Genomic DNA, 13,587 nt, shown 5'->3' on the forward strand with positions numbered 1-13,587 from the left:
CCCGGGTCGTGGCCCTACAGGGCGGAACCCCGGACCGCGGACTTCAGCCGCGACCTGGGGTTTCGCCGTTTCACGGCCGTGACGGTCCGGTGGGCTCAGCCGGCCAGCCAGGCGCGGACCGCGTCGCCGTCGGCGCCCAGCGCGGGCGGCGGGCGGCGGTAGGACGGCGGGGTGGCCGAGTACGTCACCGGGTTGCGGACGCTCGGGACGCCGCCGGGCTCCACCACCGGCTCGAGCCCCAGCTTCGCGGCGAGCTCCAGGCCCTGGTCCACGGTGTTGATCGGCCCGCACGGCACCCCCGCCGCGCTGAGCACCTCGAACCACTCCTGCGCCGAGCGCGTGGCCAGCGGTGCGAGCAGCAGCGGGCGCAGCGCGTCGCGGTGGGCGTTGCGCTCAGCCATCGAGCCGAACCGCGGGTCGTCGAGCAGTTCCGACACACCCAGCGCGGTGACGAGCTTGCGGAACTGGCCGTCGTTGGCCGCGATGATGATCAGGTCGCCGTCGCCGGTGGGCAGCGGCTCGTACGGGAACAGGCTCAGGTGCGCGTTGCCGAGCCGTCCCGGCACGACACCGCCCGCCAGGTAGGCGGAGGTCTGGTTGACCAGCCCCGACAGCGCCGCCGACAGCAGGTTCGTCTCCACCAGCTGGCCCTCGCCGGTGCGGTCGCGGTGGTGCAGCGCGGCGAGGATCGCGACGGCCGCATGCAGCCCCGTGATCACGTCGAACACCGCGACCCCTGCGCGCAACGGCGGCCCGTCGGGCTCGCCGGTGAGGCTCATGAGCCCCGACGTCGCCTGCACCAGCAGGTCGTAGCCCGGCAGCGCGGCGCCCCCGGCCGGGCCGAACCCGCTGATCGAGCAGTAGACGACGGCCGGGTTCGCGGCGGCGACCCGGGCGTAGTCCAGCCCGAACCGCACCAGCCCGCCCGGCTTGAAGTTCTCGATCATGACGTCGGCGCGCGCGGCGAGCCGCTGCGCCACCGCGAGATCGTCCGGATCGGCGAGGTCGAGCAGGATCGAGTGCTTGTTGCGGTTGATCGACAGGTAGTAGGTGGCCACGCCGTCGCGCGTCGGCGGCGTCCAGATCCGGGTGTCGTCGCCCGTGGGAGGGCCCTCCACCTTGATCACCGTGGCGCCGAGGTCGGCCAGCATCATCGTGGCGTACGGACCGGCCAGCACCCGGGAGAAGTCGGCGACGACCACCCCGGCCAGCGGTCCGGTGGCCGGGGTGGCGTCATCGATCATGCGGCGATCACAGCAGCTCGAGGATCGTGGCGTTGGCCTGGCCGCCGCCCTCGCACATCGTCTGCAGGCCGTAGCGGATGCCGTTGTCGCGCATCTGGTGCACGAGCGTGGTCATCAGCCGGGCACCGGAGCCGCCGAGCGGGTGGCCCAGCGCGATCGCGCCGCCGTTGGGGTTGAGCGCCTTCGGGTCCGCCGCGAGCTCGGCGAGCCAGGCCAGCGGAACCGGCGCGAATGCCTCGTTGACCTCGAACGCCCCGATCTCGTCGATGCCCAGACCGCTCCTGACCAGCGCCTTCTGGGTGGCGGGGATCGGCGCGGTCAGCATGATCACCGGATCGGCACCGGCGAGCACCGCGGTGTGCACCCGGGCGATCGGCGTCAGGCCCAGTGCCGCGGCCTTCTCCGAAGTCATCATCAGCAGCGCCGCGGAGCCGTCGGAGATCTGCGAGGCGTTGCCGGCGGTGATCACGCCGCCCTCGGGCTTGAACACCGTCTTGAGCCCGGAGAGCGACTCCACCGACGACCCGCGGCGGATGCCCTCATCCTTGCTGATCACGGTGCCGTCGGGCAGCGTGACCGGCGCGATCTGCGCGTCGAACCGGCCTGCGTCCTGCGCGGCAGCCGCCTTCTCGTGCGACGCGGCGGAGAACTCGTCGAGCTGCGTGCGGGAGAAGCCCCACCGCTCGGCGATCATCTCGGCGCCCACGCCCTGGTTGGGACGCACGTTGTCGTAACGAGCCAGGTACAGCGGGCCCAGCGGGTCGGCACCCTGCGACGACGCCCCCATCGGCACCCGCGACATCGACTCGACACCGCCGGCGACGACCACGTCGTACTGGCCGGCGATCAGTCCCGCCGCGGCGAAGTGGACGGACTGCTGGCTCGACCCGCACTGCCGGTCGATCGTCACGCCGGTGACCGTCTCCGGCCAGCCCGCGGCGAGCACCGCGTTGCGGCCGATGTCGAACGTCTGCTCGCCCACCTGGCCGACGCAGCCCCAGATCACGTCATCGACGACGGCAGGATCGATGCCCGTCCGGGCGGCCAGCGCCTGCAGCACGTGCGCAGAGAGGTCCACGGGGTGCACCCCGGACAGCCCACCGTTGCGCTTGCCGACCGGTGTACGCACGGCCTCCACGATCACTGCGTCCCGCATACCCGAACTCCCTCACTGCAGTTCGTACCAGTCAGACCTGTCTGTTTGAGGATAGGCTCCGATCCGGGTGCGCGGGCGAGCGAGCCGCGTCACATCCGCCGAGATGGGGAGGTCTTTGTGTCCGACGAGGTGCTGACCGAGCGCGACGGCGCGGTCCTGGTGATCACCATGAACCGCCCGCAGGCCCGCAACGCGGTGAACGGGGCACTGGCCCGCGGCGTCGCGGCGGCGCTGGACGAGCTGGACGCCGACCCGTCGATCACGGTCGGCATCCTGACCGGCGCCGGCGGGTCGTTCAGCTCGGGGATGGACCTGAAGGCGTTCCTCACCGGCGACATCCCGGTCGTCGAGGGCCGCGGGCTCGCCGGCATCACGCTGACGCCGCCGGCCAAGCCGATCATCGCCGCCGTCGAGGGCTACGCGCTGGCCGGCGGCTGCGAGATCGCGCTGGCCTGCGACCTGATCGTCGCCTCGCGCGAGGCGAAGTTCGGGCTCCCCGAGGCGAAGCGCTCGCTCGTGGCAGGTGCGGGCGGCCTGTTCCGGCTGCCGCAGCGGATCCCGCGGGCGATCGCGATGGAGTACGCCCTGACCGGGGAGTTCTTCGGCGCCGAGGACGCGAAGGCGTGGGGACTGGTCAACCGGCTCACCGAGCCGGGCAAGGCATTGGAGGGTGCGCTCGAGCTCGCCGCGAAGATCAGCCAGAGCGGCCCGCTGGCCGTGCGGGCCACCAAGCAGATCATCGCGGAGTCCCCCGACTGGCCGGCGGCCGAGCGCTGGGACCGCCAGGCGAAGATCATGGGCCCGGTCATGGTGTCGAAGGACGCGCGCGAGGGCGCCACGGCGTTCGCGGAGAAGCGCGCGCCGGTGTGGCGCGGGGAGTGAGCAGGGTGTGCGTCAGCGGCGCAGCACCACCAGCGTCACCACCGTGGCCAGTGCCGCCAGCACCGCGCTGATCGCGAAGGCCAGCTGGTAGCCGCTCGCCAGCGCCGCTGCGGTCGGGACACCCCCGGTCACCAGGCCGTCGGTGCGGGCGGCGGCCAGCGCGGCCAGCACCGCGATGCCGATGGCGGCGCCCACCTGCTGGCTGGTGTTGGCCAGCCCGGACGCGAGCCCGGCGTTCTGCGGCGTGGCATCCGACATGATCACCGTGTTGACGGCGGGGATCACCACGCCGGCCCCCAGCCCCAGCAGGACCATCGCCGGCAGGATGCTCACGGCATAGTCCCCACCTACCGTCACGGTGAGCAGCGCCAGGCCCACCACCAGCACGGACTCCCCCACGACCAGCACGGCGCGCGCCCCGAACCGCGTGATCAGCCGTCCCGCCGCGGTCAGCGACACCACGGCGATCACGACCGGCACGGGCAGCAGCGCGAGCCCGGCCTGCGTGGGCGTGTAGCCGAGCGAATGCTGCAGGTAGAGCGCGACGGTGAACTGGAAACCCATCATCGCGGCCACGACGAGCAACTGCGCGACGTTGCCGCCGCTGACGGCCCGGGACCGGAAGACGCGCAGGTCCACCAGCGGCTCGGCGCCTGCCCCTGGCGCGGTGCGTGGCCTGCTGGGACGACGCTGCCGCAGCACGAACGCCACCAGCAGCGTGCCGGCCACCACCCCTGCGATCACCCGCACCAGCGGTCCGGAGGGCGCGATGATCGTGAAGACCAGTGCCGCCAGCCCGGCCGTCACCAGCACGCCGCCGAGCACGTCGGCATGCCCGGAGCCGGTGCGGGGCCCGTCGGCCGGGAGGGTGCGCAGCGCGAGCACCACGACGACGATCCCGATCGGGACGTTGACGAAGAAGATCCACGGCCAGCCGACGGCATCGGTGAGCACGCCGCCCAACAGCGTCCCGATCGACGCCCCGGCAGCACCGACGAAGGCGTAGGCGCCCATCGCCCGCCCCCGCTCGGCAGGCTCGGGGAACAGCTCGACGATCATGCCGAGCACCACGGCCGAGGCCATGGCCGCCGCGACGCCCTGCACGAACCGGGCCGCCACGAGCATCTCCGGGCCGACGGCGAGCCCGCACAGCAGCGAGGCCACCACGAACAGCGAGAGGCCTGCGACCAGCATCCGGCGGCGTCCCAGCAGGTCGCCCAGCCGCCCGGCGAGCAGCAGCAGGCCGCCGAGCGGGACGAGGTAGGCGTTGACCGTCCAGGCCAGACCCTCCGGGGAGAAGCCGAGATCCGACTGGATCGTCGGCAGTGCCGTGCTGACGATCGTGCCGTCGAGAATGATCATGAGTAGGCCGCCGCAGAGCACGGCGAGCGCGAACCAGCGCGAGCGCATCGGACGTTCGATGCCCGGCGCGGCAGGGACAGCCATCAGTACCTCCTGGACGAGAGCTCCAAGAGGGACCGTAACAGATAGTCCCGTTCTAGACGATCCTGAAATCAACTAGACCGTTCGAGAGGACTTGCGTCGCGGCACCTGCTCGCCCTGCGCCGCACCCGAGAGCGGCCCGCCGGCCCCGACCAGCTTCACCATCGCGTCGAGGAAGGCGGCGCGCTCCGGCTCCGTGAGGACCCCCAGTACGTCGTCGAAGACGCCGTCGATGATCGTGCGACCCCTCGCCACGACCTGGGCACCCTCGTCGGTGGTCTCGACGATCCGGGCCCGCCGGTCGGTGGGTGCCGGCGTGCGGCGCGCCAGTCCGGCGCCCTCGAGGTGGTCGACCGTCACCACCATCGTGGTCTTGTCGAGCAGTGCGATCTCGGCGATCTCGCCCTGCGTGAGCTCCCCCGGCATGGCCTTCATGAGCACGCAGTAGCCGCGCGGCGTGACCCCGACGTCCGACAGCGCGGCCGTCATGCGCGCCGCGAGGGACTGGCTCGCCTTGTCGAGGAGGAACGACAGGTCACCGCGGATCTCGTCGTTGCTGCGCATGTCCATACGTTCCACACTACGACCATCCGCAACGGGATGATCCCGCGACGGGACGATCCGGATCGGCAGGTCCGAGCCTCCCTGCGGACCGGGCCACCAGGCAATAAGGTCTGGCCATGACCAATCTCGCAGCCAATCTCGTGACAGCGGCGTCCGAGCACGGGTCCCGGCCCGCGGTACGGCTGGACGACTTCGTGCTCACCTACTCCGAGCTGCACGCCCAGGCGGCTGCGGCCGCGGGCATGCTCCAGGCGCGGGGCATCGAGCCCGGCGACCGGATCGGGATCGTGCTGCCCAACGTCCCCGCCTTCCCGGTGCTGTTCTACGGGGCCCTGCTGGCCGGCGCCACGGTCGTGCCGATGAACCCGCTGCTCAAGGCGCGCGAGGTCGAGTACTACCTCAAGGACTCGGGCATGTCACTGGTCTTCGGCTGGGACGGCGGCGGTGACGCGGTCACCGCGGGCGGGAAGGCCGTCGGCGTCGACGCCGTGACGGTGAGCGCGCTGGGCCTCTCCAAGGAGCAGGTCGGTGACGCCACACCGCTCACCACCCCCGTCGACCGCGCCGACGACGACACGGCGGTGATCCTCTACACCTCGGGCACCACCGGCCAGCCCAAGGGCGCCGAGCTGACGCACCACAACCTCGACAGCAACGCCCGCACCACCGTCGACACGCTGATCGAGATCACCACCGACGACGTGATGATGGGCTGCCTGCCGCTGTTCCACGTGTTCGGTCTGACGTGCGGGCTCAACGCCGCGGTGGTCAGCGGGGCGTCGCTGACGCTGATCCCGCGGTTCGACCCGGCCAAGGCGCTGGCCGTGATCGCGCGCGACCGGGTCACCGTGTTCGAGGGCGTGCCCACGATGTACGCGGCCATCCTCAACAACCCCGACGCCGACGGCGCCGACGTCTCGTCGCTGCGCGTCTGCATCTCCGGTGGCTCCGCGATGCCCGTCGAGGTCATGCGGGCGTTCGAGGAGAAGCTCGGCTGCATGATCCTCGAGGGCTACGGCCTCTCGGAGACCTCACCGGTCGCGTCGTTCAACCAGCCGGGCAGCGAGCGCAAGCCCGGCTCGATCGGGTTCCCGGTGCGCGGCTGCGAGATGAAGCTCGTCGACGACGAGGGCAACGAGGTGGCCGACGGCGAGCCCGGCGAGATCGCGATCCGCGGCGAGGTCGTCATGAAGGGCTACTGGAACCGCGCGGAGGCCACGGCCGAGGCGATCCCGGACGGCTGGTTCCGCAGCGGCGACATCGCGACGCGAGACGCCGACGGCTACTACACGATCGTCGACCGCAAGAAGGACCTGATCATCCGCGGTGGTTACAACGTCTACCCGCGCGAGATCGAGGAGGCCCTCTACGAGCACCCGGCCGTCGCCGAGGCCGCCGTCATCGGGATCAAGCACGCCGACCTCGGCGAGGAGATCGGCGCGGCGGTGGCGTTCAAGCCGGGCGAGTCGGCCGAGCCCGACGAGCTCAAGGCGTTCGTCAAGGAGCGGGTGGCGGCCTACAAGTACCCGCGCCACGTCTGGGTCGTCGACGCGCTGCCCAAGGGCCCCACCGGCAAGATCCTGCGCCGCGAGGTCGAGGCCCCCGAGGGCACCGGGGTGTGACGGCACGTCCCCGGACCTGAGCGATCCCGCGGTCGGGCGTCACCCTCACCGAGCTGGCGCGGGAAAGCCAGGGATCGCCCTGATGCCGGTCGACGGTGCCGTACCTACCGTGGAGTGATGAGCGACTGCACCCCGGCCCGGGACCTGCGGGTGTCCCACGCAGAACGCGAGCACGTCGCCGAGCTGCTCGCCCGGCAGCTGGCGGCGGGGCGGCTGACGCCCGACGAGTACACCGGACGGCTCGGCGTGGCGAACGCGGCCGTCACGCGGGCCGACCTCAACTCGGTGCTGATCGACCTCCCGGGGGCCCGGCTGTCGCCGGACATCGCCGACGACGTACTCACTATCGCCGGCCGGGTGGGCGACCTGCAGCGCAGCGGCCACTGGGTGGTGCCCGCGACGGTCGCGGTGAGCACGTGGGTGGGCAACGTCCGGCTCGACTTCACCGAGGCCCGGTTCACCACCACCGACGTCACCGTCGACCTGAACGTCGGCGCCGGCAACGTCGACCTCGTCCTGCCGCCGGGCGCCACCGTCGACCTGGACCAGGTGCGGGCCGGCATCGGGCTGATCAACGACAGGACGGCGCCTGCGGCCGAGCGCGGCACCCCGCACATCGAGGTGGTGGGCAGCACCCGGTGCGGCACCATCACCGTCAAGCACTCGACGCGCCCGCGGCCCTACCACCCGTCCGGCGGCTGGCTGCGGTAGCCGGTCAGGCGAAGCGCACCGGCTGCCCCGTCGACTCCAGAACGGCCAGCCAGAGATCACCGTGCGGGTCCACCTGGTTGCGCCTGCTCACCGCGGCCGCCATCGGCACGTGCACGAACCGGCGCCGGTAGCGGCCCACCACCATCTGGGTGCGGCCCGACATCGCCGCGTGCACCGCGGCCTGCGAGAGCCGCACGCAGTACACCGAGTCGTACGGGTTGGCCGGGACGCTGCGGATCGCGTAGCTCGGATCGATGTAGCGGATGGACGTCTCGATGCCGGCATCGGCGAAGTGGTCACCGATGCGGCGCCGCAGGTAGGGGCCGATGTCCTGCAGGCGCGCGTTGCCGGAGGCGTCGCTGCGGTCCTCGGGGCCGAGCAGCTCCTGCCCCGCGCCCTCGGCGGCCACCACGACGGCGTGCCCGCGCTCGGCCACGCGACGGCGCAGGTGCGCGAGCAGGCCACCCTCGCCGTCGAGGGCGAAGGGCACCTCGGGGATGAGCACCACGTCGGCACCGGAGCGGGCGAGCGCGGCGTAGCAGGCGATGAAGCCGGAGTGGCGGCCCATCAGCTTGACCAGCCCGATCCCGTTGGCCGTCGACTTCGCCTCCACCTGCGCCGCGCGGATCGCGTCGCTGGCGTGGGAGAACGCGGTCTGGAAGCCGAAGCTCTGGTCGATGTAGGGGATGTCGTTGTCAATCGTCTTCGGGATGCCGACCACCGAGATGAGCAGGCCGCGCTCGGCCACCGTCGCGGCGATCTGCATGGCCCCGCGCATCGAGCCGTCACCACCGACGACGAACAGCACGTTGACGTGCAGCCGCTCCAGGCAGTCGACGATCTCCTCCGGGTCCTGCGGTCCCCGCGAGGTGCCGAGCACCGTGCCGCCGTCGGTGGCGATGTCGCGCACGGACTCGGGCGTCAGGTCGACGACGTCGTGGCCGTAGCTCGCGACGAAGCCCTGGTAGCCGTTGCGGATGCCGACCACCCGGCGGACCCGGTAGTGGTAGGTGAGGGTGCGGACCAGCCCGGCGATCACGTCGTTGAGGCCGGGACACAGCCCGCCGCAGGTCACGATGGCCGCGCGCGTCTTCGCCGGGTCGAAGTAGATCTTCCGGCGGGGCCCGCACGGCTCCATGCTGGGCAGCTCGGCGGCCGGGACACCGCGGGAGGAGATGCCCTCGAGGGTGTCGTCGAACAGGACGCGGTCGTGCTCGTCGACGTAGTGCTCGGTGGTCTGGCGGGCGTCGAGCAGCGGAGCCATCGGGGAGGTGATCCGCGACGGTCCGAGGGTGGCGATGGCGAGATCGGGCGCCGGCTGGTGGCGGGGCAGCTCGACGACGTTGCTGTCGTCATCTCCGAAGGCGATGCTCACGACGGCACTCCTGCGGCGGTCCCGAGACGGGGTCTCGAGGTGGTGGGGCCAGGCCGCGGCAATGGGGTCATGGCTCTCTTGACCGGTACAGTCTGCACTGCCTACCCCCATCGGGGCCAGCGATGTAGGCAGAACGAATCACCTTGCCATTGCCAACGACCCGTGGTCACCTGATCGAGTGGTCGCCCTCACCCCCCGTCCGGCACTCGTCATCGCCGTCCTCGCCTCGTGCGGCCTGTGCGTCTCGTTGATGCAGACGCTCGTGATCCCCCTGCTGCCCCAGTTCCCCCGCCTGCTCAACGCCACACCGGCCACGGTGGCGTGGCTCGTCACCGCCACGCTCGTGGCCGGCGCGGTCTGCGCGCCGCTGCTCGGCAGGCTCGGCGATCTCTACGGCAGGCGCCGGCTGCTACTGGTGGCACTGGTGCTGGTGGCGGTGGGGTCGGCGCTGGGAGCAGCATCGCCGGATGTCGGCACGCTGATCGTCGGGCGGGCGATGCAGGGGGCGTCGCTCGGGGTGGTGCCGCTCGGCATGAGCATCATGCGCGATCTGCTCCGGGCCGACCGGGTGGGCAGCGGCGTGGCGCTGATGAGCTCATCGCTCGGGATCGGGGGCGCGATCGGGCTGCCGCTGACCGGGGTCGTCGCCCAGCACACGAGCTGGCGGTGGCTCTTCGCCGGGGCCGCGGTGCTCGCGCTGGTGCTCATCGCACTGGTCGCGATCCTCGTACCGGCATCGGGCGAGCGCGCCCCCGGCCGTTTCGACTTCCCCGGGGCGATCGGGCTCGCCGGGGCGCTGGTGTGCATGCTGCTGGCCGTCTCGAAGGGCAGCGAGTGGGGCTGGGGCAGCCCGCTCGTGATCGGGCTGCTGGTCGCGGCCGCCGCGCTCTTCGTCGTATGGGGAGCGTGGGAGCTGCGCGCCCGCTCACCGCTGGTCGACCTGCGCGTCTCCGCCCGGCCCGCCGTGCTGTGGACGAACGTGGCGTCGATCCTCATCGGGTTCGCCATGTTCGCCGGGTTCCTCGTCACCACGCAGATCCTGCAGGCACCGCTGGGCACCGGTTACGGGTTCGGGCTCTCGCTGGTCGCCGCCGGCATCGTCATGCTGCCCACGGGCATCTCGATGACGGTCTTCTCCCCCGTCTCGGCGCGCATCTCCGCCCGCTGGGGCGCCCGGACCACGCTGGTGCTCGGCACGTCGATCCTCGTCGTCGGCAACATCGCGCTGGCGTTCCTGCCGGCGTCGATCCCGCTGGTGCTGGTGGCCACCTCGGTCAGCTCGATCGGCGCGGCGCTCTCCTACTCCGCGCTCCCGATGCTGATCATGGATGCGGTGCCGCCGACCGAGACCGCCGCGGCCAACAGCCTCAACACCCTGATGCGCCAGCTCGGGACGTCGTCGTGCAGTGCGGTGGTCGCCGCGGTGGCCACCGGGTTCACCGTGATGACCGACGGTCAGATGTTTCCGGCCGGCACGGCCTACACGGTGGTGTTCGCCACGGCGGCGGCCGGCGCGGCCGTGGGGTGCGTGATCGCCGCCCTCACCCCGCGCCCGCAGGCCGCCGAGGTCTGCGAGCAGGTGCTGGCCGAGGCTGCCTGACTCATCCCAACGGCCCACTCATCCCAAACGGCCCACTCATCCCAACGGCCCACTCATCCCAACGGCCCACTCATCCCAACGGCCCACTCATCCCAACGGCTCGGCAGTGACGGGCTGCGGCGGCGCCGACCGGCGGGCGCGCACCGCACCCGCCACCAGCCCGCAGGCGGCCGCACCGACCCCACCGACGACCATCACCGCCCAGGCCGTGCGGAACGCCCCGAGCTGTGCCCCCGCGGCACCCAGCCCCGACAGCAGCAGCGCGACGCCGAGCACCGCGCCGATCTGCCGGGCGCAGTTGCCGACGGCGCTGCCCGTGGCGAAGCGCGACGGCGGCAGCTGGGCCACCGATGCGGCCCCGAGCCCGGCGTACACGGTGCCGGTGCCCGCGCCGGTGAGCATCGCGGCCGGCAGGAACACGGCCGCGTAGTCCGGTGCAGCGCCGATCTGCGTCGCGAGGAGCAGCGTGCCCGCCGCGAACAGCAGCCCGCCCGGCACGATCGCCGCGCGGGCGCCGAAGCGGTCGGTGAGACGACCGGCGACGGGAGCGGCCAGCGCGGCCATCAGCGGCCCCGGCGTCACCGCCAGCCCGGCCACGAGGACGTCGAGGTGCCAGACACCGGTCAGGAACAGCACGTTGGACAGCAGGAGCGCGAAGAACGCGGCGGAGTAGAGGAAGTAGCCCGCCGTCGCGGCCGCGAACGCGCGCACCCGGAAGAGCCCCAGCTCGACCAGCGGGTTGCGGACCAGGGCGCTGCGCAGCACGAACCCGGCCAGCAGCAGCACCGCGGCCACCAGCGGCCACCCGACCGCCGCCGACGTCCAGGCGCCGCCCTCGCCGTTGACGATCCCCAGCGACAGCAGCGCCACACCGGCGCCGAGCAGCACCACGCTCGCGACGTCGGGGATGCCGTGGCGGGGGTCGCGCGACTCCGGGAGCAGCAGGACGCCCGCGACCAGCACGGCGACCACGATCGGCACGTTGACGAGGAACACCGCGCGCCAGCCCAGCCCCTCGACGAGCATCCCGCCCAGCGCCGGCCCGGCCGCCGCGGCGACGGCGCTGGTCGCGCCCCAGACCCCCACGACCGCTCCGCGCCGCTCGGGCGGGAAGGCGGGCAGCAGCAGCGCGAGCGAGGACGGCGCGAGCAGCGCGGCGGCCACGGCCTGCACCGCCCGCGCCGCGACCAGCACCCCGGCGTTCGGCGCCAGCGCGCACGCGGCCGAGGCCAGCCCGAACAGCGCCAGGCCGGTGAGGAAGACCCGGCGGCGGCCGAACTGGTCGGCGAGGCGACCGGCGGGGATCAGCAGCGCCGCGAAGACGATGTTGTAGGCCGTGATCACCCAGGACAGGCCGGCCAGCGACGCCCCGGCGAACTCGGCGGAGACCGCCGGGAACGCGATGTTGACGATGGTCACGTCGAGGAAGGCCACGAAGGCGCCGAGCGCCGCCACGGCGAGCACAGCGCCGGGCCGAGCCGGCTGAGTTCTCATAAGCAACGCAGCGTAGGTAGCTGAGTTCCGCAGCGCAACCCAGTCCGCTAGGGTCGACGCATGGATGCGAAGGAGCTCGACAGCGTCCGGTGCTCGGTGGCGCGCACCGCGGCCGTCGTCGGCGACGCCTGGACGGTGCTCGTGCTGCGCGACCTGTTCCGCGGCCACCGTCGCTTCGACGACATCGCCGCGAACCTCGACATCGCCCGCAACGTGCTCACGCGCAGGCTCGAGGCGCTGATCGAGGGCGGCATCGTCGTGCGCGTCCCCTACCGGGAGCCTGGCCGCCGCGAGCGCCACGAGTACCAGCTCACCGACGCGGGCCGCGACCTGCGCCCGGTGCTGCAGGCGATGCTGGCGTGGGGCGACGAGCACCGCGCGGGCCCCGACGGCCCGCCCGTCCGCGTCGAGCACCACGGCTGCGGCGGCCAGGTGCGCGTCGAGATGCGCTGCACGGAGGGCCACCTGCTCACCCGCGCGGACACCCTGGTAACTCTCCCAACCCCGTCGAGAACGACGTTGCCATGATCAACGGGGCCTTTGGATCATGACACCGTCGTTCTCGACGGCTCAGCGGGTATCGCGGCGGATCGGGTGGTCCGGCGGGATCTGCACGAGCACGATCCGCGTCCCGTCCGGATCGGTGATCCACATCTCGGACAGGCCCCACGGCTCCTTGCGCGGTTCCCGGACGACGTGCGCGGCGAGCTCGACCGCGGCCGCGTCGAGGTCGCGGACCTGCATCCACAGCGCCACCGCGGCGCTCGACGGCGCGTCGGCCTGCCCGGACAGCTCCAGGTACCCGCTCCCCATGAAGAACACCGTGCCGCCGGGGAACTCGCGGGCTATTGCGAGGCCGAGCACGTCGCGGTAGAAGGCCAGGCTGCGTTCCCTGTCGACGGGTCGCAGCAGCACCCGGCCGGAGAGGATCTCCATCAGCCGGTCACAGGCTCGAGACCTTGACCGAACCGGGCGGCGCCGGCGGGTCCGAGTCGATCCGCAGCGCCGTCATGATCCGCGCCAGGCCCAGGTACTGGGCGGTGGTCATGGCCAGCTCCACGATGCGACGGTCGTCGAGCTCGGCGGCCAGTGCGGCGTACCGGTCGTCGGGGACGACGCCGTCGCGCACCATGTCGGCGACGAACGCGAGAACCAACTGCTGCACCGGGCTGAAGCAGCCGGCCTCGATCTCCCCGCGGTCCAGCGCCGCGATCTGCTCGTCGGTGGCGCCGCAGGACTTCGCGATGCCCACGTGCTGCTCCCACTCGTAGCGCGCGGCCAGCCGCCCCACCTGCAGGATGGCCAGCTCGCGCAGCAGCGGATCGAGCGCGAGGTCGTTGAGGATGACGCCGCCGAAGCGCAGCCAGGGCACGAACGCCGACTCGGCGTTGGCCATCATCCCGAACACGTGCAGAGCGGGCAGCTTGCCCAGCGCCGATGCGGTGACGGGCGGGGCGGTGTCGGGGTCGAGGTAGGGAACGCGAGCCATGCGGAGG

At 72.3% G+C, this 13,587-nt stretch carries 13 protein-coding genes; 5 read left to right on the plus strand and 8 right to left on the minus strand.

All coding sequences use genetic code 11. The features are described 5' to 3' along the window. Positions 1-95: 95 nt before the first annotated feature. Both ACFPFQ_RS21410 and ACFPFQ_RS21415 read right to left on the minus strand, forming a co-directional pair. Positions 96-1,244, minus strand: coding sequence for a CaiB/BaiF CoA transferase family protein (locus tag ACFPFQ_RS21410; protein ID WP_379621491.1), 1,149 nt, complete (start codon positions 1,242-1,244; stop codon positions 96-98). A gap of 7 nt (positions 1,245-1,251) precedes the next feature. Next, positions 1,252-2,400, minus strand: a complete 1,149-nt coding sequence (locus ACFPFQ_RS21415) for a thiolase family protein (protein WP_379621493.1) — start codon at positions 2,398-2,400, stop codon at positions 1,252-1,254. Between the two features lie 117 nt (positions 2,401-2,517). Between ACFPFQ_RS21415 and ACFPFQ_RS21420 the strand changes: the two genes are divergently transcribed. Next, a complete protein-coding gene (locus ACFPFQ_RS21420) occupies positions 2,518-3,282 on the plus strand; it encodes a crotonase/enoyl-CoA hydratase family protein (protein ID WP_379621495.1) in 765 nt (254 codons plus the stop codon). Between the two features lie 12 nt (positions 3,283-3,294). On the opposite strand, the gene ACFPFQ_RS21425 is transcribed toward ACFPFQ_RS21420, so the two are convergent. Beyond that, the gene (locus ACFPFQ_RS21425; RefSeq protein ID WP_379621497.1) at positions 3,295-4,728 is read right to left on the minus strand and encodes an MFS transporter; all 1,434 of its coding nucleotides are present in this window, start codon (positions 4,726-4,728) and stop codon (positions 3,295-3,297) included. A 72-nt stretch (positions 4,729-4,800) separates the two neighbouring features. Continuing rightward, the gene (locus ACFPFQ_RS21430) at positions 4,801-5,289 is read right to left on the minus strand and encodes a MarR family winged helix-turn-helix transcriptional regulator (RefSeq protein ID WP_379621499.1); all 489 of its coding nucleotides are present in this window, start codon (positions 5,287-5,289) and stop codon (positions 4,801-4,803) included. A gap of 116 nt (positions 5,290-5,405) precedes the next feature. Between ACFPFQ_RS21430 and ACFPFQ_RS21435 the strand changes: the two genes are divergently transcribed. Continuing rightward, the gene (locus tag ACFPFQ_RS21435) at positions 5,406-6,911 is read left to right on the plus strand and encodes a long-chain-fatty-acid--CoA ligase (protein ID WP_379621501.1); all 1,506 of its coding nucleotides are present in this window, start codon (positions 5,406-5,408) and stop codon (positions 6,909-6,911) included. Positions 6,912-7,028: 117 nt separating this feature from the next. After that, the gene (locus tag ACFPFQ_RS21440) at positions 7,029-7,622 is read left to right on the plus strand and encodes a DUF1707 SHOCT-like domain-containing protein (RefSeq protein WP_379621503.1); all 594 of its coding nucleotides are present in this window, start codon (positions 7,029-7,031) and stop codon (positions 7,620-7,622) included. 4 nt (positions 7,623-7,626) lie between these two features. Here the strand turns inward: ACFPFQ_RS21440 and ACFPFQ_RS21445 are convergent, their stop codons facing one another. Further along, positions 7,627-8,991 (minus strand): ATP-dependent 6-phosphofructokinase, encoded by a 1,365-nt coding sequence (locus ACFPFQ_RS21445; protein ID WP_379621794.1) that lies wholly within the window; start codon positions 8,989-8,991, stop codon positions 7,627-7,629. 184 nt (positions 8,992-9,175) lie between these two features. On the opposite strand from ACFPFQ_RS21445, the gene ACFPFQ_RS21450 reads away from it, so the two are divergent. Then, positions 9,176-10,597, plus strand: a complete 1,422-nt coding sequence (locus ACFPFQ_RS21450) for an MFS transporter (RefSeq protein WP_379621505.1) — start codon at positions 9,176-9,178, stop codon at positions 10,595-10,597. 87 nt (positions 10,598-10,684) lie between these two features. Here ACFPFQ_RS21450 and ACFPFQ_RS21455 read toward each other — a convergent pair whose 3' ends face one another. After that, on the minus strand, positions 10,685-12,091 hold the full coding sequence (locus tag ACFPFQ_RS21455; protein ID WP_379621507.1) for a DHA2 family efflux MFS transporter permease subunit: 1,407 nt from the start codon (positions 12,089-12,091) through the stop codon (positions 10,685-10,687). Between the two features lie 60 nt (positions 12,092-12,151). On the opposite strand from ACFPFQ_RS21455, the gene ACFPFQ_RS21460 reads away from it, so the two are divergent. Continuing rightward, the gene (locus tag ACFPFQ_RS21460; protein ID WP_379621509.1) at positions 12,152-12,619 is read left to right on the plus strand and encodes a winged helix-turn-helix transcriptional regulator; all 468 of its coding nucleotides are present in this window, start codon (positions 12,152-12,154) and stop codon (positions 12,617-12,619) included. Between the two features lie 42 nt (positions 12,620-12,661). Here the strand turns inward: ACFPFQ_RS21460 and ACFPFQ_RS21465 are convergent, their stop codons facing one another. Both ACFPFQ_RS21465 and ACFPFQ_RS21470 read right to left on the minus strand, forming a co-directional pair. Beyond that, on the minus strand, positions 12,662-13,027 hold the full coding sequence (locus ACFPFQ_RS21465) for a VOC family protein (protein WP_379621511.1): 366 nt from the start codon (positions 13,025-13,027) through the stop codon (positions 12,662-12,664). Positions 13,028-13,034: 7 nt separating this feature from the next. Beyond that, positions 13,035-13,580 carry a carboxymuconolactone decarboxylase family protein gene (locus tag ACFPFQ_RS21470; protein WP_379621513.1) on the minus strand — a complete coding sequence of 182 codons (546 nt, stop codon included), beginning with the start codon at positions 13,578-13,580 and terminating at the stop codon, positions 13,035-13,037. Between the last annotated feature and the right edge of the window lie 7 nt (positions 13,581-13,587).

The sequence above is a fragment of the Pseudonocardia sp. GCM10023141 genome (assembly GCF_042653605.1).

Bases quoted from the DNA above. Each gene is read 5' to 3' on its own strand.
- ACFPFQ_RS21410 (WP_379621491.1), bottom strand. From the start codon at position 1,244: ATGATCGATGACGCCACCCCGGCCACCGGACCGCTGGCCGGGGTGGTC.
- ACFPFQ_RS21415 (WP_379621493.1), bottom strand. From the start codon at position 2,400: ATGCGGGACGCAGTGATCGTGGAGGCCGTGCGTACACCGGTCGGCAAG.
- ACFPFQ_RS21425 (WP_379621497.1), bottom strand. From the start codon at position 4,728: ATGGCTGTCCCTGCCGCGCCGGGCATCGAACGTCCGATGCGCTCGCGC.
- ACFPFQ_RS21430 (WP_379621499.1), bottom strand. From the start codon at position 5,289: ATGCGCAGCAACGACGAGATCCGCGGTGACCTGTCGTTCCTCCTCGAC.
- ACFPFQ_RS21435 (WP_379621501.1), top strand. From the start codon at position 5,406: ATGACCAATCTCGCAGCCAATCTCGTGACAGCGGCGTCCGAGCACGGG.
- ACFPFQ_RS21440 (WP_379621503.1), top strand. From the start codon at position 7,029: ATGAGCGACTGCACCCCGGCCCGGGACCTGCGGGTGTCCCACGCAGAA.
- ACFPFQ_RS21455 (WP_379621507.1), bottom strand. From the start codon at position 12,091: ATGAGAACTCAGCCGGCTCGGCCCGGCGCTGTGCTCGCCGTGGCGGCG.
- ACFPFQ_RS21460 (WP_379621509.1), top strand. From the start codon at position 12,152: ATGGATGCGAAGGAGCTCGACAGCGTCCGGTGCTCGGTGGCGCGCACC.
- ACFPFQ_RS21465 (WP_379621511.1), bottom strand. From the start codon at position 13,027: ATGGAGATCCTCTCCGGCCGGGTGCTGCTGCGACCCGTCGACAGGGAA.
- ACFPFQ_RS21470 (WP_379621513.1), bottom strand. From the start codon at position 13,580: ATGGCTCGCGTTCCCTACCTCGACCCCGACACCGCCCCGCCCGTCACC.